The organism is Streptomyces sp. NBC_00996 (assembly GCF_045162675.1).
Classification (GTDB): Bacteria; Actinomycetota; Actinomycetes; order Streptomycetales; family Streptomycetaceae; genus Streptomyces.
Window position 1 is genome coordinate 3914178 of the sequence record NZ_CP108723.1, and the last position, 23920, is coordinate 3938097.

Consider the following 23920-nt stretch of genomic DNA (forward strand, 5'->3'; position numbering starts at 1 on the left):
CGATCCGCCCGCCAGACAACATTGACATGCAGACACGACCTGTCTTCCTTTGAGCCTCCCCGGTATCGGCTCGACGGTCGTCCACCCCCGTCGCGACCCGCCCGGGCCGCCGGCGATCCCCCTGAACCGGCTCACCGCGCCGGGCGTCACCCCCGGCGGCCCGGCCTGATCAGGAGTGACTCACAGGGGCCCCGGCCCGGTACGCGGTGCCGGGCCGTCGGTCACCGCACGCCGCAAACGGCAGCTGTAACAGGCGGCCCGGGCGCGCCCGGCCAACCAGGAGCAGACCTGATCCATCCGCCGTCGTGGCCGGGCCAGGTGAACACGGCGCACAGTGACCGTGCGAGGAAGGCAGGGTACGAGCTCTGCGGCGTCCGCTCGCGGCTTTCGGCGGACCGGCCTCTCCGCGCTGCTCGGTCGCGACCATCGACACCATGACCGACACGGACAACGCCTCGCCCCCGCCGCCACCGGGCGGCGGACGATGGGGCCCTGACCCCGTCGTGTACGTCAGCTACCGCACCGTTGACGGGCCAGACGGCGACGCGCTGCAAGAGCGCCAGGCTCAAGCCGTCCTCAACGCCTTGCGATGGCTCGCGGCACACCCGGAGACAGCCTCTGACAGTTCCGGCGACGATGACCGAACGTAGCTGACGGACGGTCGATCGCAGTAACCGGCCTCGCGAGACGGCCGACCGGCCAGCCAAGTTCTGTGCGCCCCCGTAGGACTCGAACCTGCGGCTTCCCGTCGGAGCTACGGATACCGTGAAGTAGTGCTTCTACCTGCGGTTTTCTCGATCAGTCGCATGAAATTCCCGGACATTACCCGGGAGCGGTTTCCCAGGGGCGCACACCTGGACACCTCGAAAACACGTCGCGCAAGCTGCTGACCTGCGGTAACACCCAGTCAAGGATGACCGCAGGTTCGCGCCCCCGGCAGGACTCGAACCTGCGGCCAAGCGCTTAGAAGGCGCCTGCTCTATCCACTGAGCTACGGGGGCCGGGTGTGGCGGCCGGTGTCCTGGTGCCCGGGTGCGGGCTGATCCGTGACCTTGCCGGGGACAAGGATAGGGCTCCCGCATCCCTGTCCCTCGCGCTTCGCCTCCGTGGCTCGATGTGGAGGTTCGGTGAAGCGGTCCTGATAATCGCAGGCGGGTACGAATCGTGCACCGCTTTTGGCGTCTCACGCATCGGGTGTTGTGCACTCGTTATGCCTGCGTCCCAGTCATCCCTTCCGCCCCGTGTGTCCTGTCGGCGCGCAGACATACTCATATGCTTCAGAAAGCCTCCAAAATTGGGCATTCTTCGCATGTGGTGACCTTGGACGTACGGCCTCAGCTGCTCGACACACTCTCCGCCCTGCGCGACCGTGTCGCCGCCGCACGCTTCCCGCTGCCCCTGGCTGGGGCTCCACGCGCGCGTGCCAACCGCGACGAACTGCTCGCACAGCTCGACGACTATTTGGTGCCCCGGTTGAGAGAACCCGAAGCACCCCTCCTCGCCGTCATCGGAGGGTCCACCGGCGCGGGCAAGTCGACCCTCGTCAACTCTCTTGTGGGCCGCCGGGTCAGCGAGGCGGGCGTGCTGCGGCCGACGACCCGCACGCCGGTGCTGGTGTGCCATCCGGAAGACCATCATTGGTTCAGCGGGATGCGGGTGCTGCCCGACCTCACGCGCGTGTGGGTGCCCCATCGGGAGCCCGGCGACGACCTGCCCCCCCTCACCGAAAGCGGCGAGCGGGTGCTGCGTATCGAGACCGCCGACACGCTCCCCCGCGGCCTCGCCCTCCTTGACGCGCCCGACATCGACTCCCTGGTCGCCGACAATCGTGTCCTCGCCGCCGAACTGATCTGCGCGGCCGACATCTGGGTCATGGTCACCACGGCCGCCCGGTACGCCGACGCCGTGCCGTGGCATCTGCTGCGTACGGCCAAGGAGCACAAGGCGGCCCTGGTCACCGTGCTCGACCGGGTGCCCCACCAGGTGGTGTCCGAGGTCTCGCGACAGTACGGCGCCCTGCTCACCAAGGCCGGACTCGGCCATGTGCCCCGCTTCACCGTGCCCGAGCTGCCCGAGTCCGCGTGGGGCGGCGGCCTGTTGCCCGCCAGCGCCGTCGCACCGCTGCGTACGTGGCTCGTGCACCAGGCGCAGGACCCGGGAGCCCGGCAGGAGGCGATGGCCCGTACGGCCTACGGGGTCCTCGACTCGCTGAAGGCGCGGATGCCCGAGCTGGCCAGCGCGGCCGCCGCACAGTACGCAGCCGCCCTGCGGCTCACGGCGGCCGTCGACGGGGCGTACGACAGCGAGCACACACGCGTGAAGGGGCGTTTGCAGGCCGGGGCCGTGCTCTCCGGTGACGCGCTCAAGCGCTGGCGCGCCTACCCCCTCGACTGCAGCGCCGGCGAGCTGCTCGACGCGCTCGTGGGGAGCCTGAGCGCCCTGCTGCTGTGCGCGGTCACGGCGGCCGACGAGCGTGTGGACGAGGCATGGCGGCGCGAACCGGCCGCGGGCGCTCCTGGGCTGACGGACCGTGATCCGACGCTGGAGAGCGCCGAGCACCGCATCGGGATGACCGTACGACGCTGGCGGCGTGTCCTGGAGGAGTACGCCGAGGAGGAGGTGCGCGGCCTTGACAAGAGCATCGCGCCGGATCCCGAGGTGGTGGCCGCGCTGGTCGCCACCGCGCTCCTGGGCGGCCGCCGGGCACGGACGGCGGGCGAGGGGCTGGCCGAGCGGATCGGGGCGCACGGTGCGCTGCGACTGCGCGACCGGGGCGGCCGACTGCTCACGGGCTACCTCGACAAGGCCCTGCACACCGAGCGCGAACGCCGTCTCGCACCCCTCGACGCGCTCGACGTCCATCCCGAACCCCAGGCCGAACTCATCGCCGCGCTGTCCGTACTGCAGAAGGAGAGGTGACCGCGGTGACTGCCGTCACTGACCGCACGGATCACGCCGACCGTCCCGGAGACGACCGCCCTGAGGACGACCTCTCCGTGGACGCCTCCGGCGCCTCCCCCGAAGAGGGCACTTTCGAGGAGAAGACCTCCGAAGAGGGCACTTTCGAAAACGGCGTCTCCGGGAAGGCGACTGCCCAGAAGCAGCCTCAGGAGGGCACCGCGGACAGCGAACCATCCGAAGAGGTGCCCCCTGAGAGCGCCGCCTCGGGCGACAGCCACGCGCGCGTGGAGGACGACGACACGGCCGCGCGCGCGGAGGGCGGACCCGTCTGGGACGACGGCCTCATCGCGCGGCGCGTCTCCGAGACCGCCACCGGGCAGGAGGCGCCGATGAGGGAGACCAGGCCCCTCGTACAGGACCCGCCGACCCCTCTCGCCTACGACGGACCGCTGCGCTCACGCCTGGACGCGCTCCGCGAGCTGGTGGGCCTGTCGCGCACCCGCCTCGACAGCAGGACGCTCGCCGAGGCGGGCCGGGTCCTCGACGAGGCGGCGGCGCGCCGCAAGCACTCGGGGCAGCACACCGTCGTCGCCATCGCGGGGGCCTCGGGAAGCGGCAAGTCGCAGCTCTTCAACGCGCTCGCCGGCGTGGCCATTTCGGAGACCGGTGTCCGCAGGCCGACCACCGCCGCGCCCATCGCGTGCAGTTGGAGCGACGGCGCGGCGACGCTCATCGACCGGCTCGGCATCCCCGGTCGGTTGCGCAGGCGTCCGTTGCAGAGCCCGGAGGCGGAGGCGCAATTGCGCGGCCTCGTCCTGATCGACCTGCCCGACCACGACTCCGCGGCCGTCCAGCACCGCGAACAGGTGGACCGCGTCCTGGCGCTCGTCGACGCGGTCATCTGGGTCGTGGATCCGGAGAAGTACGCCGACGCCGTCCTCCACGAGCGCTATCTGCGGCCCCTGGCCGGGCACGCGGAGGTCATGTTCGTCGTGCTCAATCAGGTGGACCGGCTGCCCGGGGAGGCCGCCCACCAGGTCCTCGACGATCTGCGGCGGCTGCTCGACGAGGACGGGATCGCGCTCGGCGAGTACGGCGAACCGGGCGCGACCGTGCTCGCTCTGTCGGCGCTCACCGGGGACGGCGTCGGCGAACTACGTGAGTCTCTCAGCCAGTTCGTGGCCGAGAGAGGTGCTGCCGCACGTCGAATTTCGGCCGATCTCGACGCGGCCGCGGCGCGGCTGCGTCCCGTCTACGCGACCGGGCGCCGCGTCGGGCTCAGCGAGGAGGCGCGCGACGAGTTCTCGGACCGGCTCGCGGACGCGGTGGGCGCCGTCGCGGCCGGTGAGGCGGCCGAGCGCGCGTGGCGCCGCAACGCCAACCGTGCCTGCGGGACGCCCTGGCTGCGGCTGTGGCGCTGGTGCCAGGACCGGGCCGACCCCCCGACCGGCCGCCTGCCCGTACGGGCCCCCGCGGACGAGGAGTCCACGGCACGCCAGCGCGTCGAGCAGGCGGTCCGCACGGTCGCGGACCGAGCGGTGTACGGGCTCCCCGCACCCTGGGCGCAGGCGGTGCGCGAGGCGGCCGTACGCGGGGCGCAGGGGCTGCCCGAGGCGCTGGACGAGATGGCGGCACGCGCCGTGACCCCGGCACGTCGCCCACCGCGGCCCGGCTGGTGGCCTGTCGCCGTCCTGGCACAGGCCTCCATGACGATCCTCCAAGTGATCGGCGGGCTCTGGCTGCTGGGGCAGATCATCGGGATCACGTCGCCGAATCTCGGGGTTCCGGTGCTACTGATGGTGGCGGGCATCATCGGCGGTCCGGCCGTCGAGTGGAGCAGCAGGATGGCAGCGCGCGGGCCCGCACGGCGCTACGGGCTCGAAGCGGAACGGCGGCTGCGCGAGGCCGCCGCGGGGTGCGGGAGGGCGCGCGTACTGGATCCCGTGGCCGCGGAACTGCTTCGGTACCGGGAGGTGCGAGAGCAGTACGGGCGGGTCACGGGGGTGACGTCCGCGCCCGTCGGGTGACCGCGTCGCAGTTGTATGCCCACACCCCCATCAGGTGACGCGGTTTTCCACAACCGGCCGGTAGCCCACAGCGCTCAGCGGGCTCGGCCCGGCGAAGGCAGTCTGAACTCGCGGCGATCGCAGCGCATGCGGTCGCCGCGAGAGACGCGAGAGACGCAACAAACGCGACAGACGCATTCGTACGGGAGAGGGGTTCGGGATGAACGAAACGATGGTGTGCGTGGTGGGGAACGTCGCGACGCAGCCGGTGTACCGGGAACTGTCGACGGGAGCCTCGACGAGGTTTCGGCTGGCCGTGACGTCGCGCTACTGGGATCGCGAGAAGAACGAGTGGACCGACGGACACACCAACTTCTTCACGGTGTGGGCCAGGAGGGCTCTCGCGACGAATGCCGGGGCCTCGTTGTCGGTGGGCGATCCGGTTGTCGTGCACGGCCGGCTGAAGGTACGCACGGAAACGCGCGACGGCCAGAGCTGGACCTCGGCGGACGTCGACGCGGCCGCGATCGGACACGACCTCTCGCGAGGCACGTCCGCCTTCCGACGAGCGTCCAAGGGGGACATGGGAGCGGCTCCGACACCTCAGCCGGAGCCCAGTTGGGAAACGGAGCCACAGGCCGACCTCGAGGCCCCGTCTCAACAGCGGCCCGAGCCCGTCGGGGTGACGTGATGTCAGAATTGCACACACCCTGACCGAACTGCGACTTATCGACAAATGTATCGCGAACGGCCCTCATGGATTTGTCGATAAGCGCAGCTCACAGCTGTGTGAGCGATAACGATTCCGAGTCGGATCGGTTATCGGATGACATGTCTGGGGAGCGTGGTGCGCCGCGTCCTTAGGATGCCGGACGTAGCTCTCGGGGCTTCTGATTCTGCTGGCGGGACCGTCCCCCCATGTCAACGGGTCCTGCACGAAGGGGAATTCTGTGCTTTCTTCGCTGTCTGCGTTGTCCACGCGCAGGCGAGGGGCCGCCCGCCTCGCCGCCGCGACGTTGGTGTCGGGGCTCGTCGCCGCGGGGGCGATCGCCTCCGCCGGTACGGCCGTTGCCGACGAGACCCCGCAGAGCCTGGGCGGTGCGACCGCCACCATTGGTGACCTGAAGACCTACGGGTCCGCGGTCATCCATGACAACGGCGAGGACGAGTGGGTGTCCGCGGGGTTGTTCGAGATGTCCGTCGACAACGGCGGCATGCTGCAGACCTACTGCATCGACATCCACAACCCGACGCAGCGGGACGCCAAGTACCAGGAGACCCCCTGGAGCAGCACGTCGCTGAACGGCAACAAGGACGCAGGCAAGATCCGCTGGATCCTGCAGAACTCCTACCCGCAGGTGAACGACCTCGCGGCGCTCGCCGAGAAGGCCGGCGTCGCCGGCCTCACCGAGAAGGACGCGGCGGCCGGCACCCAGGTGGCCATCTGGCGGTACTCGGACGGCGCCGACGTGGACGCGGTGGACCCGCAGGCGGAGAAGCTGGCGGACTATCTGCACAAGAACGCGCGGAACCTGCCGGAGCCCAAGGCATCCTTGGCTCTCGACCCCGCCGCGGTCTCCGGTCACGCCGGTGAGAAGCTCGGCCCGGTCACGGTGCACACCAACGCGGACAGTGTGACGGTGACGCCGCCCTCGGACGCCACCGCCGGCGGGGTGAAGATCGTCGACAAGAACGACAAGGCGATCACCTCCGCGGCCGACGGCAGCCGGATCTACTTCGACGTGCCGAAGGACGCCGCGGACGGTGCGGCCTCGCTGACCGTGCAGGCGTCCACCACCGTACCGGTCGGTCGCGCCTTCACCTCGGAGACCCGCAGCCAGACACAGATCCTCGCGGGCTCCAGCGAGTCGACGGTCTCCGCGTCGGCGACCGCGAACTGGGCCGAGAAGGGCGCGATACCGGCCCTGTCCGCCAAGAAGAACTGCGCCAAGGGCGGCGTGGACATCACGGCGGCCAACGCGGGCGACGAGGCGTTCACCTTCGAGCTGATGGGGATCGAGCACACCATCGAGGCGGGCACGTCCCAGACGGTGACCATCCCGCTGCAGGAGGACCAGGCCTACGACTTCACGATCACCGGTCCGAACGGCTTCTCGAAGCGATTCAAGGGCGTTCTCGACTGCAAGACCCAGGGCAGTACGAGCGACATCTCGACCCAGACGGTCAGTGAGCCGAGCCCGGCGACGGTGGGCGGCACCTCCACCGGAGGCACTGACCTCGCCGAGACCGGCGGTTCCAGCACGACCCCGATCATCGCGGGCATAGCGATCGCCCTCGTGGTGATCGGCGGCGGGGCGGTTGTCTTCGTCCGCAAGAAGCAGACACGGGTCCAGGACTGAACAACACAGCACCTTGGCAACTCAACAGTGAGTGACCGCAACACGGTGACTCCGTGAGTCCGCGGCCCCGGCAAGCCCCCCAGGCATCCGGGGCCGCACCCATTCTGGGCTCCGCCGTCCGGGGCGGCTCACCCCTTGTCGGACGCGCAGTGTTCGAGGAGTTCGGCGGTCGGGCCGTCGGTCACCCGGTAGCGCACGACCCGCCCGTCCTTGTCGCCCTCGACCACCCCGGCGGTGCGGAGCAGACGCAGGGCCTGGGAGACGGCGGGGTCGTTCATGCCGGTCGCGATGGCGAGGTCGGAGACGGCGAGGGGGCCGGCCCGGTGCAGGGCCAGCAGAAGGGCGAGGCGACGCGGGTCGGCAAGGAGCGAGAAGCGGTCGGCCCAGGTGCGCACGTGCCCGGGCTCACCGATGGCGGCGATGGCGTCGCAGACCCGGTGGCCGTCGATGGTCCGGCGGTCGGCGCGCTCGGCGGGGACGAGGTGCATGAGGTCATCTTGGCAGGCGACCCCATGTGATCTTCAATACCTGCGTAGGTGTGCAGCTGTGCAGGGGAGCCCGTCCGACCCTAGGGTTGGTGGGCCGTGGTGTTCGGGAAGACCGGTGACGGCCCCTCAGGGGCCCAGGCCGGAGCGGCCCTCGCCACTGTGATCGGGGAGTTCCCGTCCCGTGCCGCCCTCTGGCGGCGCCACTGGCCGCAAGGCCGGGAAGGTAGGGGCGGGCACGTGCACCCGTAAGCCAGGAGACCGGCCACGGCATCTCACGAACTGATCCACGAGGTGCTGGAGCGTGACCGTATGAGCCTGCCCGCGCAGTCGTCCCCCGCCACCGGGTTCCGGTGGCGCCGCGAGGACACCGTCCGAACCGCTGTGCTCCTGGCCGTGATCGCGGCGTTGCACGTCGTCGCGTTCGGCATCCTGTTCCTGCTCGTCGTGCCGGAGCACTACGAGGTCGGATCCAAGGCGTTCGGCATCGGCCTCGGCGTGACCGCCTACACCCTGGGCATGCGGCATGCCTTCGACGCGGACCACATCGCCGCTATCGACAACACCACTCGCAAACTGATGGCCGACGGGAAGCGACCGGTGTCGGTGGGCTTCTGGTTCGCGCTCGGGCACTCCAGCGTGGTGGTCCTGCTCGCCGCGCTCATCGCCGGAGGCACCCAACTGGCCGGGCGCATCATGAACGAGGACTCCAGCACGCACCAGATGCTCGGCGTCATGGGTACCACGGTCTCCGGGTCCTTCCTCTACCTGATCGCCGCCCTCAACCTCGTCGCGCTGATCGGCATCCTGCGGGTCTTCCGGGCGATGCGGGCGGGGACGTACAACGAGGAGGAACTCGAACAGCACCTGGATTCCCGTGGGTTCATGAACCGCATTCTCGGCCGCTTCACGAAGTCCATCACGCGGCCGGGGCAGATGTTCCCGCTGGGCTTTCTCTTCGGGCTCGGCTTCGACACCGCCACCGAGGTCACGCTGATGGTGATGGCGGGCAGCGGCGCGGCGGCCGGACTGCCCTGGTACGCCATCCTGTGCCTACCGCTGCTGTTCGCGGCGGGGATGAGCCTGTTCGACACGCTGGACGGCACGTTCATGAACTTCGCCTACCAGTGGGCCTTCTCCAACCCGGTGCGCAAGGTCTTCTACAACCTCACCATCACCGGCCTGTCCATCGCGGTGGCCTTCTTCATCGGCACGATCGAGCTGGTGGGCGTGCTGCACGACAAACTCGACCTGCGCGACGACGTGACCGGCTGGATAGCGGGGCTCGACCTGGACAACGTCGGGTACATCATCGTCGGCCTGTTCGTGGTCGTCTGGGCCGCGGCGGTGGCGTACTGGCGACTGGCCAAGGTCGAGCAGCGGTGGGCGGTCCGCCCCGCCGAAGGGAGTTGAGAGCGGCGGGGCGGCAGCCGCCCGTCGACTGGGTGGCAGCCGCCCCCGTTTCCCCTGCTAGGAGCGGGCGCTGCGGCCTCGCGCGAGGGCGAATCCGGCCGCGGCCAGGCCGAGCACGCCCACGATCAAGCCGGCGATGCCGAGGCCGCGAGCGGTCGAGTCACTGCTCTTGCTGCTCGCGGTCGAGCTCTTGGCATCCGATCCCGAACTCGACGACGAGGGAGCGCCGGAAGTTGCCCCGGAGGAATCCTCCCCCGTCGCCTTGGCGGTCAGCGTGAGCACCGGCGCCGGGTTCTCCGGCTCCTCGCCGCCCTTCGGTGTCTCCTCGATCCACCGGACGACATTGCCGTCCGAATAGGTCTGCAGCGTCTTGAACTCCAGCTGACCCGTGTCGTCGGGAAGTTGGCCGAAGGCGACGTTGAAGTCCTGGAACTCGCCGTGTCGGATCCGACCGCCGGTCCAGGTGATCTCGGAGACGGCGTCGGTGATCGTGCCGTCGTCGGTCTTGATGGGCGTCTTGAGCTTGGTGGTCGTCACCTTCGCGGTCCAGCCGGACTGCGGAGTGACCAGGACACCCAGGACCGGGTGATCGGTGGGCAGGAAGACCTGCACCTTCGTGGTGCTGGCGGTGTCCTCCTCGTTGGGGACGCGGAAGGTCAGCACGCCGTCCGTGGCGCCCTTGGCGTAGCTCTCGGGGTGGACCGTCACATGCGCGAAGGCCGCGCCCGCGGCGGTCAGGACTCCGGCCGTGGTGAGGGCGGCGACGAGGCCGGCTCGGCGCAGGGTGGTGCTTGTCGGGGACATCAGGGAACTCCGTACTGGTGTGGATGCGGTCAGGGCGTGTACGCGAGCCCGGCCGGCGGTCCCCGACGGGAGACGGCGTGCCGCAGCAGCACCTGCCGCGGCGGCCATGTCTCCAAGGCATTCCGGCGTACGACGTCCTGATGGGCCCGTACGGGAGACGGTCCCGTCCTCACCCGCCACCATGCCGCGAGCGCCGGGACGAGCGCCACGGCCCACCGCAGCAGGGACCACAACGCGGCCTCGCCGCGCCGCAGCCACCAGGTCGCCAGCAGCGCGGCAGTCGCATGCGCGGCCGTGGCGTGGGGCGTCAGGGCGTGTGCGTGGGCGTGCATCATGTGCGCCCCGTGCATGTTCATCGGCATACGCGGGCGGGCAGCCTCGAACCCGAGGTGGAGTCCGGCCTGCGCGGCCAGCATTCCGCCACCGATGCCGAGCAGCGACCGTTCCCGGCCGCCCAGCAGAATGCCGCCCGCGAAGACGGCGAGGACCCCAGCACCGTCCGCCCGCAGCGGCGGCCCCTCCCCTGTCGCCAGCCCGTGGCCGCCGGCAGCCAGCAGCACGCACAGCACGGCGAACACCGCCGCGCGCAAGCTCCGTACTGCCAGGGACGCACTCATGGAGCCCAGATACTGCCACGGGGAGCGAGGGGCCGCCGCCGCTTCCCCCGGAGCCGACTCGTCCCCGGCGGCCCAAGTGCGCTTTCCTGGCTCGGGTAGGGTCCGACTGAGCGTGGGAGGGACCTGACATGCAACTTCGCTGTGCCGTGCTGGACGACTTTCAGGGCGTGGCGACCGAGATGGCGGACTGGTCGCCGATCGCGGACGAGGTGGAGGTCCTCAGCTTCGGCGACCACTTCACGGACGAAGACACTCTGGCCGACGCGCTCGCGGACTTCGACATCGTCGTCACCCTGCGCGAGCGGGTGCCCTTCTCTGCCTCGCTGCTGGCCCGACTGCCGCGGCTGAGGCTGCTGATCGCCTCCGGAATGCGCAACACCGTGATCGACTACGCGGCTGCCGAGGCGCACGGCGTGACCGTGTGTGGCACCCCGAGTTCCTCGACGCCTCCGGTCGAGCTGACCTGGGCGCTGCTGCTCGGCCTCGCGCGGGGCATCGTCAGGGAGAGCAACGCGCTGCGGACGGGTGGCCCCTGGCAGAGCACCGTCGGCGCCGATCTGCACGGCCGCCGGCTCGGTCTGCTCGGCCTCGGGAAGATCGGCGGCAGGGTGGCACAGGTCGGCCTCGCCTTCGGCATGCGGGTCTGCGCGTGGAGTCAGAACCTCACCAAGGAGCGCGCCGAGGAGGTGGGGGTGGAACTGGCTGCCTCCAAGGAGGAGTTGCTCGCCGGCAGCGACTTCGTCTCCGTCCACCTCGGGCTCGGCGACCGCACCAAGGGCCTGATCGGCGCCACCGAGCTGGCCCTCCTCAAGCCGACCGCCTACCTCGTCAACACCTCGCGGGCGGCGATCGTCGACCAGGACGCGCTGCTCGCCGCGCTGCGCGGCGGCCGGATCGCCGGAGCGGGCGTCGACGTGTTCGACATCGAGCCGCTCCCCGCCGACCACCCGACTCGCTCGGCCCCGCGCCTGCTGGCCACCCCACACCTCGGCTATGTGTCGCGGGCCAACTACGAGACGTACTACAGCGCGGCGGTCGAGGACATCCAGGCCTTCCTGGCGGGCACACCCATACGCCGCCTCGGCTGAACGCCTGGGCATCCCGTTCGCCACCTCGACCGAGCGCCTCGGCGTCCGCCCCGCCACTTCGACCGAGCGCCTCGGCGTCCGCCCCGCCACTTCGACCGAGCGCCTCGGCGTCCGCCCCGCTACCTCGACCGAGCGGGCGGGTGCCCCATCCGCCACCTCAACTGAGGGGCCTGGCACCCCGTCCGCACCACACGCTCCCGTTCACGCCTCCGCGGGCCGCCAGTAGACGCCGTACTGCCGGCGCAGATGATGCAGGTCCACCAGGTATCGCCGTAGCGTCACATGGTCGGTCGGCGCGTCCTCGCACCAGGCGCGCAGCTTCTCGTTGACGGTGCGCTCCGGGTACTCGACGCCCGGTTCGAAGGTCCGCTCGGCGATGTACCGGAGCACGACCAACTTGCGCTCCCACTGGGCGGGCAGCCGCACCAGGCGCCCGTCGCGCACGAAGGTCCCCAGCACCGCCTCGGTCTGCTCGTCCCCGGAGCCGTAGCTCTCGACAGGCTGCGGTGCCTGTACGGAACGCGCGAGGTCCCGGAAGCGACCGTAGGCGACGCCCAGTCCCCCCTCGCCCTCCGTGATCATTCCCTGGTCCTGCAACCGCCGCAGCGCCACGGTCGCGTCCTTCGGAGACAGCCCCGCCTTCTCTATGACCTTCGCAGGGGTGTCCGCGCCCAGAGCCACCGCGGCGAAGGCGCGGACCCGGGTCTCCTCGGCGAACAGCCCGATCACACCGGTCAGTTGGTCGGTTGGCATGCCTGGCAGGCTGGTTGAGGCCATGCCGTCGGCCTGAGTGAATTTCCGCCCGGGATACGGCAGGCGGAGGGCATGGCCTGTTCGGAAAGGGTGATCCCCAGATGAACGCCGTGACCAGGTGTGGGTGGGTGCGTTGAAGGGGGAGTGCGGTCGCGCCCGTGCAGCCGCACTTATCGAGTCAAAGGAGAACGTGATGTCTCGCATCGCGAAGGCTGCCGCTGTCGCTGTTGGCACGGGTGCCGTAGTGCTCAGCGGGGCCGGCCTGGCCATGGCGGACGCCGGCGCTCAGGGCCAGGCCGTCAACTCGCCCGGCGTCGCTTCGGGCAACGTCGTTCAGGTCCCGATCAACGTGCCGGTCAACGTGTGCGGGAACACCGTCAACGTCATCGGCCTGCTGAACCCGGCCTTCGGCAACACCTGCGTGAACTAGGGCCACGAGGACAACGGCGGCTTCGGCTACGGCAACTGACGCCAGACACGCGCATCGGCGAGGCCCCCGGCAGCATTCACTGCCGGGGGCCTCGCCGTAGCCGCGTCCAACGATCACGCCGCCGTGCGCGGACACGGACGCACGCTCGCACCGCCCTACGCGTACCGGTAAATCCCGCTGTGGTCCTCCAGCGCGTCCGGCGTCACGCCCCACGACGGCATTTCCTCGTGCCGTGCGACGATCCGGCCGTGCTGCGAGCCGCCCGATCCCGGCGTCCGGGCCGACAGATAGCGGGCGCCGATGGTTCTCTCCTCGGCGGATTCGGTCGGGGTCAGTGTCGGTGGCCCACGGTGGCGTCGGCGGCGGTATCGGAAGCAGGCCCGGGCCCGACACTGCGGCCCCGCCCCTGCGTGCCGCTACGCCCTGCTCCCCATCTCCAGGTTCGCCCCGGGCGTCGTCTTCAACAGCGGGGGGAGGACGGCGGCCTGAGGGAGCCTCGGGAGGCCGAGGTTGTCGGCGCTCGGCACGGTGAGCGGGGTGTCCGTGGACAGCCCGGGGGTCAGCGTGCGCAGGTCGGCCGCGGGCGCGCCGACACCGAGGTGGTCGAAGCCGTGCCCGAGGATGTGCGGAAGGGGCGTGCGGACGTCCGCCCCGGGCAGTCCGCCGGTGACGGGCAGCTGGGGCAGCGCGTGCTCGGGGATCAGCCGACCCTCGACGTACCGAGGCCCTTCCGGCGCGCCCGGCATGGGCACCGGCAGCTCCCCGGCGATCTTGGGCACCTGCACGTTGAGGGCGTTCTCCACGCCGTTGAGCGGTACGGGGACGGGGACCGTCTCGGCCGCGACGGCGGGGGCCTCGGCGGCGGCACCCAACGCTGCCGCGACGCCGGTCAGGACGGCGGCAAGTGTTCCTCGTGTGGTCGGCTTCATCTCAGGTACGGTCCCTTTCAGAATTCGGGTGGCTCAGCGTCCGTACCGCGTAACGATGCTGAGAACGCCATCAGTTCAAGATTCCCCCGACGGGCCCAATAGGCAGCTCGTCCATATATTCGGCCGGGTCGACAATCAGCTGGTCCAGAAGTCCCACCAACGGGTCAGGATCAGCATCCCGATGATGCCGATGTGCAACAACGGAAGCACCCACGTGAATTCCCCGAAGAATCCCTTCAACCAGCCCGGAGCGGGCAGGAGTCCATGCCCTACGTTGAACGACGTCACGTACCAGAACATGATGATCGTGGCGACCCACGCGAGACAGCACCACAGGCACAGCGCGTTGATGCGGTAGAGCGACTGGAATTGCAGCCAGGTGCAGAATCCGACGCCGAAGAGCGTGCCCACGTTGAAGGTCAGCCAGTACCAGCGCGGGAAGGCGGCGCGGGCGAGCAGGCTCATGCCGACGCAGATGACGATGCCGTACGCCACCAGGCCCAGCATGGGGTTGGGGAACCCGAAGGCCGAGGCCTGCTCGCTCTTCATGATGTTGCCGCAGGAGACAACGGGGTTCAGGCTGCACCCGGGTACGAAGTTCGGGTTCTCCAGCAACTTGAACTTGTCGATCGTGATGACCCACGCGGCAAGGAGACCGGCCGCACCGGTGATCACCAGCAGCAGGGCGAACGCGCGGCTGCTGCCCGCGGTCCGCACGGGTGCACCGCCGCCCGTCACCCGTCCCGCGGTGGCTGTCATCAGCTGCGCAGGCTGCGCGCGGGCAGCAGCACGTGCGCCGCGCTGAGCAGAGTCTCCTCGTCACCCGCGAAGGCGGCCAGGCTCTCCGGCGCGACAGGCTTGCCGGGCGCGGCGTCGGGCCAGGCGCGGGTGGCGAACAGGAAGTAGGCGTAGCCGCGTTCGCCGACCGCGGCGAGCCACTCCGGCGGTGCGACGCACTGGGCGTGGAGGTACGACGGCATGGTGACGACGGCCTGGCCCGCCTCCACGAGGAGGGTGAGCGGCAGGCTCGGATGCCGGGAACCGTCGACGAGCCTGTCGCCGATGGGCAGACCGTTGTCGCTCAGCAGCTGCTTGACGGCGGCCGAAGTGCCCTCCGGGCCGCCCTCGCTGTCGCCCAGGGAGTAGGCCAGGAGATAGGGCATGTCGCCGTCGGGCACTTCTCCGCTGAAGGCCATGACGGCGAGCGTGCCGAGATCGGCGGCCCGGAAAGGGCGCGTTTCGCTTGAGGTTGAGGTCACCGCGGAACCTTATCGACGCGCCCGAACGGGCCCGGCCGTTCCTTCACCCACCCGGGCGATGACCCGGCAACCGACCACACGAACGAGGGAGGCCTTTCGAAAAACAGGGAAGGGCCGACTCCGTGGGGGTGTGGAGTCGGCCCTTTTCGCGGTAGTGCGTCAGCCGTTGGCGCAGGCGTTACCGGAGGTTGGGTTCAGCAAGCCGATGACGTTGAGCGTGTTGCCACAGACGTTGACCGGTACGTGCACGGGGACCTGAATGACGTTGCCGGAGGCGACGCCCGGGGAATTGAGCGCGGCGCCCTCGGCACCGGAGTCGGCGAAGGCGCTGCCCGAGGCGGCACCCGCGGCCATTCCGGCGGCGGCGAAAATCAGAGCGGCCTTCTTTGCGGTGTTCATCGTCAGCCCTTTCCTTGGAGATTTGCTCCAAAGCCTAGAGAGATGCCCGCAGGCCTTGCGGAAAGACACGCGATGAAATGAGCCGACTAGCTCTGAAGGGGAAGCCCGCCGAGGAGCTGCGCGGGGCCGGCTGCCGTGTTCAGCGCCTTCGCCGCGCCGTTCACGGTATGGAGCAGGGAGCTCTTGTTCTCGGTGTCCAGCCCGTTCGACTGGTGCTGCAGGGGCATCACGTCCTGCACGTTGAGCTCGCGCTGGCTGGTGACGGTCTCCAGGGCGCCGTTGAGGCTGGAGGGCGTGAGGTCGGAGGCGTCGGCGGCAAAGGCGGGCGCGGCGGCACCAGCGATGACCATGGACCCGGCGACGACAGCGGCGGCCTTCAGGGACTTCATCGTGTTCCTTTCTTCGGCAACTCATGTCACCAGAGGGAATTCCTCTTTACGCTGACTAACGAGCCCCGAACGCGGCGGAAACCCTGCGTGCAGAAAATTCCTGCACCCCGCCCCGATTGAACGGCGTGTCGCATTCTCATACAAAACAGCCGTCGTGCCGACCAGCATGGTCGGCACGACGGCAGGGTGGCGACTGCTTCGCCTCAGACCGCTCCCCTGGCTCAGGAGGTGGGCAGCAGACCGGACACCGGGACCGCGCTGGTGGCCGAGCCCGTCGGCAGCGTGCGCGTCAGCGACGACAGGCCGGGCAGGTTCGCCGCCGGCAGACCGCCGCCGAGCACCGTGGCGACGACGAAGTCGGCGAGGCCGGTCACCACGGCGGTGGCTGCGGGCACGTCTTGGGTGGCGTCATCGGACGGACCGCCTTCACCAGCGCATCGACCGCGGTCTACAGGACAGCCAGCGCGTCACCCCTACCGGAGCCGCCGCGGTGACCTTGGCGGTCGCGTCCTTCACGGCCTGACTGAGCTTCGCCGCGTCGTCGGCGAAGAGCCGGCCGTTGTCCGCCTTGAGCGCGGCGTTGAGCAGATCGATGACCGGCGTCAGCACGCCGGCGATGTCGCCCAATGACTGCACCTGCGCCAGAAGCACGTCCGCGCTGGGGTCGCGGACCGCAGCATGGGTGGTGCGGCCACGCACGAGACGCTGTCCGCCGCCATGGCGGCCGGTCCGGCGATCCCGAGCAGAAGGGTGGCGCAGAGTGCGGGGGACGCTATGCGCCGTGCGGGCGGAGCACGCATGGATATTCCCCTCGATGGTTGCGTGGGGCCTTGTGCTCACCGTGAAAGCGGGCATCGCCGCCTGCAACCGATCGGCTGCTCCGCGTAGCAGTCCGACCTCCTTGTCACCGGCGTCATCCCTGGTGAGGAGCCATGCCGGGAGACGGCACCCTCTTCCCCCATTCGGGGCAACGCGAGCCGGCCGCCCTCCCGTCGGGGAGGGCGGCCGGCCAAAGGACTCGCGCTGCCGTCAGCCGTTGCTGCAGGTGTTGCCGAACGCGGGGTTCAGCAGGGCGATGACGTTGACGGTGTTCCCGCAGACGTTCACCGGAACGTGGACCGGGACCTGCAGGACGTTGCCCGACAGGACGCCCGGGGAGTTGGCAGCCGAGCCGCTCGCGCCGCTGTCGGCGGCGGCGACGCCGGCGGTGCCCGCCACAGCTGCGGCGGCAACGGAGGTCAGGGCCAGGCCCTTCGCGATACGCGACATGGAGAAGTGCTCCTTGGAGTCGACACAACATCCGGGCGGGGTGCCCGGCTCTGGATTCAACGCGCGGCGCACACGCGGGATGCGCCTCCAAAGGAGTGATCTCATGAAACGCCAATGCTTCACGGTTCCGACTCACTTGCCAGGTTTGACCGATAAGTACGGATAATCGCCGGGTTCGGGCACCTTCGAGGCCGCTTGGAAGCGGACGGAGAGTCATACCGCGCATGCGTGATCTCCAGATCTCCGTCCGTCCGCTGGTCCAGAACCTCTTCCCCAAAAAGGGCACCGCCGGTCATGTTGTTGTCCCCCGAGTCTCCTGCTGCGCCGTGCGATGGCGGGCTGCTTCGCCCTCGCCGTCCTCTGGGCGCCGGGCGGCCCCGCGACGGCCGCGCCGCCCACCGCTGAGGCGGAGAGCCTCGCGTTCACACAACTGCGCTCCACCACGGCGGAATCGCACAGTCGGCCAACTCGTCCAACAGCTGCCGTACTACGCCCGCGCCCACCCGTCTGGCGGCTCCTCCGTACTCCGCCACGCGAGGGCAGGTCCGCCGGGAACGGCGACTTCGACATGCTCTACACGTCGGCAAGCACCCGAACACCTGCAACTCCAGGCGCGCGGAACTCCGTCTGCCGGAGGGCGGGAAGGTCACGTACGCGCGGCTGTACTGCGGCGGCAACCTCCGTATCGGCAAGCAGAAACCGCCGAAGGACAACCGGCGGGGCTGATCACCGAGCCCAGCGGCGCGTACAAGGCGGTCCTCGCGGACAGCGTCATCGGGCACCGGGGGGCGCGCGAGGCCGACGCGTTCCAGGCCTCGGCGGACGTCACGGAGCTTGGTGCGGACGGGCGGTTCGGGGCTGTACACGGTGACCCACGTCAATGGGGCGATGGGCCGCTCGGCCGCCGGGGCCTGGGGCGGCTGGACACTGATGGCAGCGTGCGAGAAGAAGTCGGAGCCGCTGCCGCATCCGGCGATGTGGCATGGTTTCGACACGCTCGGCCCGCGCGAGGACCCGGTGATCCGGCTGCACCGGCTGCCGTTCCGGGAAAACGCCGGCGGCCGGTGGGACTGGTCGCTTACGACGGCGACCGCGTGAGCGGCGGCGACTTGCCGACCGTGTCGACCGGGCGCGACACGCCGACGGCGCTGGGGGATCCGGTCAACCCCCTTGACGACGTGCCGAATTCGACGATCAGCGGGCCGGAGCCCGCGAGGCGAGTGCCCGCGTATCCGAACACGCTCGGCTACGACTCCGGCGTCCTCGAACGCGGTAAGGGGATCCGGCGCGCGGGTGACCAGTTGGCCTTGTTGGACGTCCGGGTCGTACGTCCGCTCGGCGGGCAGGTCTCACCGACCGGCTCCGCCTCCGATCCCCTGGCCGACCCCCTCATCGACTCCGTGGCCGACGACGAGATCATGGCCCGCGCCGGCCAGCTGATCTGAAACGGCCTGCCCCGGCCCGGGAGCGCCCCTGGTGGCGGTCGGCCCGCTCCCCGCACAGTGGCCTGGGCTGTGGCCGGCGCAACTGGTTCTACGCCCAGCGCCCCGGCCTGTTCCGCCGGCTCCCGGAGACCGCCCGCGCCCGGATCGCGGCCACAGCACTGGAGCCGACGGGCGCGTGGTGGGTGCGCGACGGCATCGAGCCGGTAGCAGACGCGGCTTGGGTGCCGGGCGCGGTGAGGCGTCCGGCACCCAGAGCGGAGTACTACCGGCGGGGCGCGGCTCGGCCCCTGCGGTACAGGACGGTTCCGCCCGCCAGCAGGGCGACGCTGGCGGCCGAGGCCGCGAGCACGCCCTCACTGCCGGTGCGCGGCAGCGTGGGGGAAGCGCCGGGCGGCTGTTCCGTGAGAGACGGGGTGCTCGGAGGGGTCCTCTTCACCGAATGAGGGACCGTCCGAGGGGTCGTCTGCGGCGTAACCGGCGGAGGAACCGTCGGCGGGGTCACCGGCGGCGTAACCACAGGAGGAACCCCCGGCGGGAGCGCCGGCGGCGTAACCGGCGGAGGAACCGTCGGCGGGAGCGCCGGCGGCGTAACCACAGGAGGAACCGTCGGCGGCGTAACCGGCGGAGGAACCGTCGGCGGGGTCACCGGCGGCGTAACCACATGAGGAACCCCCGGCGGGAACGTCGGCGGCGTAACCGGCGGAGGAACCGTCGGCGGGAGCGCCGGCGGCGTAACCGGCGGAGGTGCTGTGGGCGGGGTCACCGGCGGCGTAACCGGCGGAGGCGGCGTGGGCGAGTCCCCGTTGGCGCACCCGTTGCCGAAGGCGGGGTTGAGCGCACCGATCACGTCCACCGCGTTGCCGCAGGCGTTGACCGGAACGTCCACCGGCGTCTGGGCGGTGTTGCCCGACAGGACGCCGGGCGAATCGTGGGCCTCGCCGTGCGCCGAGGAGCCGGAGACGGACGAAGCATCATCGCCGGGTGATTGGCGCGGCGGCGCACCCTGCAACGGCTGCGAACTCGAGCCGTTGGAACAAGAGTTCCCGAACGCCGGGTTGAGCGCGGCGATGACGTTGACCGTATTGCCGCAGGCGTTCACCGGTACGTGCACCGGAACCTGGACGTTGTTGCCCGACGCGACGCCGGGTGAGTCCGTGGCGGCTCCGTTCGCGTTCGAGTCCGCGAAGCCGGGCGTGGCGTACAGGGACAGGATGCCCGTCGCGGCCGCGGCCACGACCACTCCCCTACTCAGGGTCTGTCGCAATCTCGTTGTCTTCCTGCTGGTAGAAGTGAGGAAAGTCGGCCCTGGAACCGATGAGGCAATCCAAGGCCGACCCTGACACAGTCGGGGCAGTTGATGCGCCGTGGTGCGTCAGCTGTTGCTGCAGCCGTTGCCGGACGTCGGGTTCAACAGGGCGATGACGTCGACCGTGTTGCCGCACACGTTGACAGGAATGTGCACGGGAACCTGGATCACGTTGCCCGAGAGGACACCCGGGCTGTTGCTGGCGGCACCCTCGGCGCCGGCGTCGGCGAAGGCGGGGGCGGCCATTCCCAGAGCCATGATCGTGCCGGTGACGAGAGCAGCGCTCTTCTTGTACTTCACATGCTTTCCCTTCTCTGCGGCCATGCCCCATTGACGGCCGAAACCGAGCGAGCACAGCATGAACGGCTCGCACCATGACCTGCACGCTGTAAACGAGGGACAGGCCTACGAAGAAACTCAGGAACGCGCGCTGCCCGGTAATTCACTCGAACGCATCGCACCGAAATGACACCGTGCCCCTATAGCATGCAGAAACGATAGAAGCAGAAACGCTTCTCACTTCGGGCGCGCGCGGATCAGCTGCCGCCGGCTCCGTTGCCGGAGCCCACCGGGATGTTGTCCAGGATGCGCGACAGTGGCTCGTCGCCCTTGGTCGGCAGACGGACACAGAGCTTATTTCCACCCCCGCCAACCGGAGGCGGCGCGAATAGTTTCGCGGCTTCACCCGGATGGACTGTTCATGGCCCCGGAATTCGTGGAACGACAGGCACGCGGACGGTGTGTACATGCCTTTCGAATAGGCCAATGGAGTGAATGGGAGCAACCATGCAGGCCGGGGCCAGTTGTCCAGGGCGCTCCGGTGGACGGGGTTACCTCAGAAGGGACATGCAAGTGATCAAGAAGGTTATGGCTGCTGCGGCAGTCGCCGTTTCCGTCGTCGGAGCCTCGGCCGCCGCCGCGCCGCAGGCGCTGGCCATCGGCAACGACGGGGGCGTCACCACCAGCAACGGCAACAACTCCCAGCAGATCTACGGCAACCAGGCGACATACGGCACCATGAGCCCGCAGATGGCGCTCGTCCAGGGCTCACTGAACAAGCCCTGCATCGGTCTGCCGGTCAAGGGCAACATCGGCTCGGTCGCGGGCGTCGTGCCGGTCACCGCCCTCCAGGACGTCCCGGTCCTGTCGTCCCCGCAGAACCAGCAGTGCACCGAGAACTCCACCCAGGCCAAGGGCGACGAGCCGCTCTCGCACATCCTCGACAACATCCCGGTGCTCTCCGGCAACGGCGCCACCGGCAGCTGATCCGCCGCGTACAGCGGGCCGTCGGTCTCTCCCGGCGGCCCGCTGTCGCTGTCAACGATGCCAGCAGCAGCGACGCGTCAACTCCGGTCCCGAGGAACCCTCCGGATCATTCGGGGCATACCCCCGCAACCCCATCGTTCACCGCACTGTTGATCATCCCGCGGCTCCGTAACGGAGCCCGCTCTCCGAAAGGGAACGAACATGAAGAAGCTGTGGGCGACTGCGGCCATTGCCGCCTCCGTCGCCGGTGTCTCGGTCGTCGCCGCCCCCCAGGCGCTGGCCATCGGCAACGACGACGGCGTCACCACCAGCAACGGCAACAACTCCGTCCAGTCGTACGGCAACCAGGAAACGCGCGGCAACCTGAGCCCGCAGCTCGCGCTCGTGCAGGGCACGCTGAACAAGCCGTGCGTCGGCCTGCCGGCCAAGGCGAACGTAGGCTCGGTCGTAGGCGTCGTGCCGGTCACCGCCCTCCAGGACGTCCCGGTGCTCTCGGCCCCGCAGAACCAGCAGTGCACCGAGAACTCCACCCAGGCCAAGGGCGACGAGCCGCTCTCGCACATCCTGGACAACATCCCGGTCCTGTCGGGCAACGGCGCCGCCAACAGCTGATCGATTCGGCAGCGCACACAGCGGGTCGCTCCTCGGAGCGGTCCGCTGTTCCCATGTCCGCCGGTCCCATGGCGGTCATGGGGGGTCTCTCTCAGGTCCGGTAAAGGGCCTCGATCTCGGCCGCGTACGCCGCCGTCACCGCATGCCGCTTCACCTTCAGGGAGGGGGTGAGCAGGCCGTTGTCCTCGGTGAACTCGCCCGCCACCACGGCGAACCTGCGGATGGACTCGGCCCGGGAGACCGCTTCGTTGGCGTAGTCCACGGCCTTCTGGACGTCGGTGCGCATCCGGGGGTCGCGGACGACCTCGGACAGCGGGGTATCCGCGGGCAGTTTGCGGACGGCGAGCCAGTGGGCGACGGAGTCGGGGTCGAGGGTGATCACGGCCGCGACGAACGGGCGGTTGTCGCCGACGACGAGGCACTGGCCGACCGGCGGGCGGCTGCGCAGCCGGTCCTCCAGGACGGCCGGGGAGACGTTCTTGCCCCCGGAGGTGACGAGGATGTCCTTCTTGCGCCCGGTGATGGTGAGGTAGCCGTCTTCGTCCAGCGCGCCGAGGTCGCCGGTGGCGAACCAGTCGTCCCGCAGGACCGCGTCCGTCGCCGCCGGGTTGTTCCAGTACGCGCCGAAGACGACGCCGCCCTTGATGAGAACCTCGCCGTCGTCGGCGATCCGGACGGCCGTGCCCGGGACCGGGAGGCCGACCGTGCCGGGCCGGGGCTTCAGAGGCGGGACGATGGTGGCGGCGGCGGTGGTCTCGGTGAGTCCGTAGCCCTCGTAGACGATGATTCCGGCCGCGTAGAAGAAGAGGTTGAGGTTGCGGTCGAGCGGGGAACCCCCGCTGATGGCGTAGCGGGTGCGGCCGCCGAGTTCCTTGCGGATACGGCGGTAGACCAGCAGGTCGTACAGCGCCCAGGCGGCGTACAGGCCGGGCCCTGGCCCCTTTCCCACGCCGAGGAACTTGTTCAGGTACGCCTCTGCGAAACGGACGCCGACGCGATCGGCGCGGTCGAAGGAGGCGCCGCGGCCGATCTTCTCGGCGGTGGCACGGCCGGTGTCGTGGATCTTCTCGAAGAGGTACGGGACGCCCACCAGGAAGGTGGGGCGGAACTCCTTTAGCGCCGGGCGGAGTTCGTCGGGCTTGATGCTCGGGCAGTGGCCGATCTCGATGCGGGCCATCAGGCAGGCGATCTGCAGGCAGCGGCCCAGGATGTGGGCGAGCGGGAGGAAGAGGAGGGTCGAGGCGATCTGGCCGGTGACCTCCTTGAAGAGGGGGTGGAGCAGCTCGACCGTGTTGGCGGCCTCGGCGTACAGGTTGGCGTGGGTGAGGACGCAGCCCTTGGGTTTGCCCGTGGTTCCGGAGGTGTAGCAGACCGTCGCCACCGTGTCGGGGGTGAGGGCGGCGCGGCGCTTGGCGACCTCCTCGTCCGCGATGTCCCGTCCCAGAGCGGCGAGTTCAGCGATCGCGGCCCCCGCCGCGGCAGCGGCTGATGTCGGCGTCAGCTGCCAGACACGCGGGGGTTCGGGGTGCCGTGCCGTGCCGGTCGCCACGGTGTCCGCGTTCTCGGCGGTCTCGACGATCACGAAGCGCGTGCCCGAGTCCCGTACGATCCAATCCACTTGCTCGGCGGACGAAGTCGCGTAGATGGGGACGGTCTGGCCGCCGGCAGCCCAGATCGCGAAGTCGAGGACCGTCCATTCGTAGCGCGTACGGGACATCACCGCGACCCGGCCGCCCGGTTCGAGCCCCGCCGCGATCAACCCCTTCGCGGTGGCGGTGACTTCGCGGGCGAAGGCGGCCGCGGTCACCGGGTGCCAGACGCCGTGTTCCCTGCGGCGCAGGACGACCGTGTCGGGTGCCTCGGCCGCGTTGGTGAAGGGCAGGTCGGCGGTGCTGCCGGTGGTGGGGCTCGGTGCCAGCCGGGCGGTGCGCGCCTCACGCACCACTCCGGCAGCGTCTCTGACCAGCTCCACCTTGCTGCGACCGGCCAGGTCGGTGCGCTGCCGGGCCCGTTTCAGATCCTTGCGTACGCCCATGGCGGCTCCCGGTCGCAGGGTTCTTACTCGTGGGTCAACTTACTCGGACGTAAGGGAAATTCAATGGGTTGCAAGGAGCGGATACGACCGCACGGCATCCACCCGTTCGGCCCACCACCGGCGTCAAGCCGGGGTCGCGGTGAGCCGATGAATT

27 protein-coding genes, 1 tRNA gene, 2 pseudogenes and 1 riboswitch are annotated in these 23920 nt (G+C 69.8%); of the genes and pseudogenes, 11 read left to right on the forward strand and 19 right to left on the reverse strand.

Translation table 11 applies throughout. The features are described from left to right. Nucleotides 1-928: 928 nt before the first annotated feature. Nucleotides 929-1001: transfer RNA gene (locus tag OG390_RS18505), tRNA-Arg, on the reverse strand. Between the two features lie 310 nt (nt 1002-1311). On the opposite strand from OG390_RS18505, the gene OG390_RS18510 reads away from it, so the two are divergent. The 4 genes from OG390_RS18510 (at nt 1312) to OG390_RS18525 (ending at nt 7267) form a co-directional block, all read left to right on the forward strand. Then, entirely contained in the window at nt 1312-2919 is a 1608-nt protein-coding gene (locus tag OG390_RS18510; protein ID WP_406169294.1) for a dynamin family protein, read from the forward strand. Nucleotides 2920-2924: 5 nt separating this feature from the next. Next, a complete protein-coding gene (locus OG390_RS18515) occupies nt 2925-4928 on the forward strand; it encodes a GTPase (RefSeq protein WP_406169296.1) in 2004 nt (667 codons plus the stop codon). 199 nt (nt 4929-5127) lie between these two features. After that, nucleotides 5128-5598, forward strand: a complete 471-nt coding sequence (locus OG390_RS18520) for a single-stranded DNA-binding protein (RefSeq protein WP_406169297.1) — start codon at nt 5128-5130, stop codon at nt 5596-5598. A 280-nt stretch (nt 5599-5878) separates the two neighbouring features. Further along, the gene (locus OG390_RS18525) at nt 5879-7267 is read left to right on the forward strand and encodes a Cys-Gln thioester bond-forming surface protein (RefSeq protein WP_406169299.1); all 1389 of its coding nucleotides are present in this window, start codon (nt 5879-5881) and stop codon (nt 7265-7267) included. Between the two features lie 128 nt (nt 7268-7395). Here the strand turns inward: OG390_RS18525 and OG390_RS18530 are convergent, their stop codons facing one another. Continuing rightward, complete coding sequence (locus OG390_RS18530) at nt 7396-7755, reverse strand: winged helix-turn-helix domain-containing protein (protein WP_399074867.1); 360 nt, start codon at nt 7753-7755, stop codon at nt 7396-7398. Nucleotides 7756-7835: 80 nt separating this feature from the next. Continuing rightward, nucleotides 7836-8037, forward strand: a riboswitch (cobalamin riboswitch). A 27-nt stretch (nt 8038-8064) separates the two neighbouring features. On the opposite strand from OG390_RS18530, the gene OG390_RS18535 reads away from it, so the two are divergent. Then, on the forward strand, nt 8065-9165 hold the full coding sequence (locus OG390_RS18535) for a HoxN/HupN/NixA family nickel/cobalt transporter (protein ID WP_406169301.1): 1101 nt from the start codon (nt 8065-8067) through the stop codon (nt 9163-9165). A gap of 57 nt (nt 9166-9222) precedes the next feature. Here OG390_RS18535 and OG390_RS18540 read toward each other — a convergent pair whose 3' ends face one another. Together OG390_RS18540 and OG390_RS18545 are read right to left on the reverse strand one after the other, a co-directional pair. Next, entirely contained in the window at nt 9223-9969 is a 747-nt protein-coding gene (locus tag OG390_RS18540; RefSeq protein ID WP_406169302.1) for a YcnI family protein, read from the reverse strand. A 29-nt stretch (nt 9970-9998) separates the two neighbouring features. After that, nucleotides 9999-10586 (reverse strand): hypothetical protein, encoded by a 588-nt coding sequence (locus OG390_RS18545; protein ID WP_406169304.1) that lies wholly within the window; start codon nt 10584-10586, stop codon nt 9999-10001. Nucleotides 10587-10714: 128 nt separating this feature from the next. Here OG390_RS18545 and OG390_RS18550 point away from each other — a divergent pair, with 128 nt between their 5' ends. Further along, nucleotides 10715-11674 carry a D-2-hydroxyacid dehydrogenase family protein gene (locus OG390_RS18550; protein ID WP_406169306.1) on the forward strand — a complete coding sequence of 320 codons (960 nt, stop codon included), beginning with the start codon at nt 10715-10717 and terminating at the stop codon, nt 11672-11674. A 201-nt stretch (nt 11675-11875) separates the two neighbouring features. On the opposite strand, the gene OG390_RS18555 is transcribed toward OG390_RS18550, so the two are convergent. After that, nucleotides 11876-12427, reverse strand: coding sequence for a DUF2087 domain-containing protein (locus tag OG390_RS18555; protein WP_406169307.1), 552 nt, complete (start codon nt 12425-12427; stop codon nt 11876-11878). Nucleotides 12428-12620: 193 nt separating this feature from the next. Between OG390_RS18555 and OG390_RS18560 the strand changes: the two genes are divergently transcribed. Further along, nucleotides 12621-12857 (forward strand): chaplin, encoded by a 237-nt coding sequence (locus tag OG390_RS18560; RefSeq protein WP_406169309.1) that lies wholly within the window; start codon nt 12621-12623, stop codon nt 12855-12857. Nucleotides 12858-13273: 416 nt separating this feature from the next. Here OG390_RS18560 and OG390_RS18565 read toward each other — a convergent pair whose 3' ends face one another. The 8 genes from OG390_RS18565 to chpG form a co-directional block, all read right to left on the reverse strand. Beyond that, nucleotides 13274-13786 carry a hypothetical protein gene (locus tag OG390_RS18565; protein ID WP_406169311.1) on the reverse strand — a complete coding sequence of 171 codons (513 nt, stop codon included), beginning with the start codon at nt 13784-13786 and terminating at the stop codon, nt 13274-13276. Nucleotides 13787-13921: 135 nt separating this feature from the next. After that, on the reverse strand, nt 13922-14545 hold the full coding sequence (locus tag OG390_RS18570) for a vitamin K epoxide reductase family protein (protein ID WP_406169313.1): 624 nt from the start codon (nt 14543-14545) through the stop codon (nt 13922-13924). Next, nucleotides 14545-15045 carry a DUF5949 family protein gene (locus tag OG390_RS18575; RefSeq protein WP_406169314.1) on the reverse strand — a complete coding sequence of 167 codons (501 nt, stop codon included), beginning with the start codon at nt 15043-15045 and terminating at the stop codon, nt 14545-14547. Before OG390_RS18575 ends, OG390_RS18570 begins: the two co-directional genes overlap by 1 nt. 159 nt (nt 15046-15204) lie before the next feature. Beyond that, the gene (locus OG390_RS18580) at nt 15205-15444 is read right to left on the reverse strand and encodes a chaplin (RefSeq protein WP_399074887.1); all 240 of its coding nucleotides are present in this window, start codon (nt 15442-15444) and stop codon (nt 15205-15207) included. Nucleotides 15445-15530: 86 nt separating this feature from the next. Next, a complete protein-coding gene (locus OG390_RS18585; RefSeq protein ID WP_406169316.1) occupies nt 15531-15833 on the reverse strand; it encodes a hypothetical protein in 303 nt (100 codons plus the stop codon). A gap of 221 nt (nt 15834-16054) precedes the next feature. Further along, nucleotides 16055-16228 (reverse strand): hypothetical protein, encoded by a 174-nt coding sequence (locus OG390_RS18590; RefSeq protein WP_406169317.1) that lies wholly within the window; start codon nt 16226-16228, stop codon nt 16055-16057. Nucleotides 16229-16259: 31 nt separating this feature from the next. Continuing rightward, nucleotides 16260-16532 carry a hypothetical protein gene (locus OG390_RS18595; RefSeq protein WP_406169319.1) on the reverse strand — a complete coding sequence of 91 codons (273 nt, stop codon included), beginning with the start codon at nt 16530-16532 and terminating at the stop codon, nt 16260-16262. A 330-nt stretch (nt 16533-16862) separates the two neighbouring features. Next, nucleotides 16863-17102 carry a chaplin ChpG gene (chpG, locus tag OG390_RS18600; RefSeq protein WP_406169321.1) on the reverse strand — a complete coding sequence of 80 codons (240 nt, stop codon included), beginning with the start codon at nt 17100-17102 and terminating at the stop codon, nt 16863-16865. Nucleotides 17103-17969: 867 nt separating this feature from the next. Here chpG and OG390_RS18605 point away from each other — a divergent pair. Together OG390_RS18605 and OG390_RS18610 are read left to right on the forward strand one after the other, a co-directional pair. Then, nucleotides 17970-18200, forward strand: a complete 231-nt coding sequence (locus OG390_RS18605; RefSeq protein ID WP_406169323.1) for a hypothetical protein — start codon at nt 17970-17972, stop codon at nt 18198-18200. Next, nucleotides 18167-18547, forward strand: coding sequence for a hypothetical protein (locus OG390_RS18610; protein ID WP_406169325.1), 381 nt, complete (start codon nt 18167-18169; stop codon nt 18545-18547). Before OG390_RS18605 ends, OG390_RS18610 begins: the two co-directional genes overlap by 34 nt. Nucleotides 18548-18809: 262 nt before the next feature. On the opposite strand, the gene OG390_RS18615 is transcribed toward OG390_RS18610, so the two are convergent. The 5 genes and pseudogenes from OG390_RS18615 to OG390_RS18635 all read right to left on the reverse strand — a co-directional run. Beyond that, the gene (locus tag OG390_RS18615) at nt 18810-18983 is read right to left on the reverse strand and encodes an LPXTG cell wall anchor domain-containing protein (protein ID WP_406177729.1); all 174 of its coding nucleotides are present in this window, start codon (nt 18981-18983) and stop codon (nt 18810-18812) included. After that, nucleotides 18901-19359, reverse strand: a complete 459-nt coding sequence (locus OG390_RS18620; RefSeq protein ID WP_406178368.1) for a hypothetical protein — start codon at nt 19357-19359, stop codon at nt 18901-18903. Before OG390_RS18620 ends, OG390_RS18615 begins: the two co-directional genes overlap by 83 nt. Before the next feature lie 50 nt (nt 19360-19409). Further along, nucleotides 19410-19787, reverse strand: a pseudogene (locus OG390_RS18625) (chaplin); the annotation flags it as partial. Nucleotides 19788-19919: 132 nt separating this feature from the next. Next, on the reverse strand, nt 19920-20177 hold the full coding sequence (locus tag OG390_RS18630) for a chaplin (protein WP_399074897.1): 258 nt from the start codon (nt 20175-20177) through the stop codon (nt 19920-19922). Nucleotides 20178-20389: 212 nt separating this feature from the next. After that, nucleotides 20390-20467 (reverse strand): annotated as a pseudogene (locus tag OG390_RS18635) (RdlA protein); the annotation flags it as partial. 238 nt (nt 20468-20705) lie between these two features. Between OG390_RS18635 and OG390_RS18640 the strand changes: the two are divergent. Together OG390_RS18640 and OG390_RS18645 are read left to right on the forward strand one after the other, a co-directional pair. Beyond that, complete coding sequence (locus tag OG390_RS18640; RefSeq protein ID WP_406169327.1) at nt 20706-21119, forward strand: rodlin; 414 nt, start codon at nt 20706-20708, stop codon at nt 21117-21119. 201 nt (nt 21120-21320) lie between these two features. Further along, on the forward strand, nt 21321-21731 hold the full coding sequence (locus tag OG390_RS18645) for a rodlin (RefSeq protein WP_406169329.1): 411 nt from the start codon (nt 21321-21323) through the stop codon (nt 21729-21731). Nucleotides 21732-21822: 91 nt separating this feature from the next. On the opposite strand, the gene OG390_RS18650 is transcribed toward OG390_RS18645, so the two are convergent. Next, a complete protein-coding gene (locus tag OG390_RS18650; protein WP_406169331.1) occupies nt 21823-23766 on the reverse strand; it encodes an AMP-dependent synthetase/ligase in 1944 nt (647 codons plus the stop codon). Nucleotides 23767-23920: the final 154 nt, after the last annotated feature.

Excerpts from the sequence above, each read along its gene's own strand:
- OG390_RS18585 (WP_406169316.1), bottom strand. The coding sequence starts at position 15,833 with ATGAAGTCCCTGAAGGCCGCCGCTGTCGTCGCCGGGTCCATGGTCATC.
- OG390_RS18645 (WP_406169329.1), top strand. The coding sequence starts at position 21,321 with ATGAAGAAGCTGTGGGCGACTGCGGCCATTGCCGCCTCCGTCGCCGGT.
- OG390_RS18650 (WP_406169331.1), bottom strand. The coding sequence starts at position 23,766 with ATGGGCGTACGCAAGGATCTGAAACGGGCCCGGCAGCGCACCGACCTG.
- OG390_RS18530 (WP_399074867.1), bottom strand. The coding sequence starts at position 7,755 with ATGCACCTCGTCCCCGCCGAGCGCGCCGACCGCCGGACCATCGACGGC.
- OG390_RS18565 (WP_406169311.1), bottom strand. The coding sequence starts at position 13,786 with ATGAAGCCGACCACACGAGGAACACTTGCCGCCGTCCTGACCGGCGTC.
- OG390_RS18580 (WP_399074887.1), bottom strand. The coding sequence starts at position 15,444 with ATGAACACCGCAAAGAAGGCCGCTCTGATTTTCGCCGCCGCCGGAATG.
- OG390_RS18550 (WP_406169306.1), top strand. The coding sequence starts at position 10,715 with ATGCAACTTCGCTGTGCCGTGCTGGACGACTTTCAGGGCGTGGCGACC.
- OG390_RS18535 (WP_406169301.1), top strand. The coding sequence starts at position 8,065 with ATGAGCCTGCCCGCGCAGTCGTCCCCCGCCACCGGGTTCCGGTGGCGC.
- OG390_RS18540 (WP_406169302.1), bottom strand. The coding sequence starts at position 9,969 with ATGTCCCCGACAAGCACCACCCTGCGCCGAGCCGGCCTCGTCGCCGCC.
- chpG (WP_406169321.1), bottom strand. The coding sequence starts at position 17,102 with ATGTCGCGTATCGCGAAGGGCCTGGCCCTGACCTCCGTTGCCGCCGCA.
- OG390_RS18545 (WP_406169304.1), bottom strand. The coding sequence starts at position 10,586 with ATGAGTGCGTCCCTGGCAGTACGGAGCTTGCGCGCGGCGGTGTTCGCC.
- OG390_RS18630 (WP_399074897.1), bottom strand. The coding sequence starts at position 20,177 with ATGGCCGCAGAGAAGGGAAAGCATGTGAAGTACAAGAAGAGCGCTGCT.
- OG390_RS18555 (WP_406169307.1), bottom strand. The coding sequence starts at position 12,427 with ATGCCAACCGACCAACTGACCGGTGTGATCGGGCTGTTCGCCGAGGAG.
- OG390_RS18520 (WP_406169297.1), top strand. The coding sequence starts at position 5,128 with ATGAACGAAACGATGGTGTGCGTGGTGGGGAACGTCGCGACGCAGCCG.
- OG390_RS18570 (WP_406169313.1), bottom strand. The coding sequence starts at position 14,545 with ATGACAGCCACCGCGGGACGGGTGACGGGCGGCGGTGCACCCGTGCGG.
- OG390_RS18560 (WP_406169309.1), top strand. The coding sequence starts at position 12,621 with ATGTCTCGCATCGCGAAGGCTGCCGCTGTCGCTGTTGGCACGGGTGCC.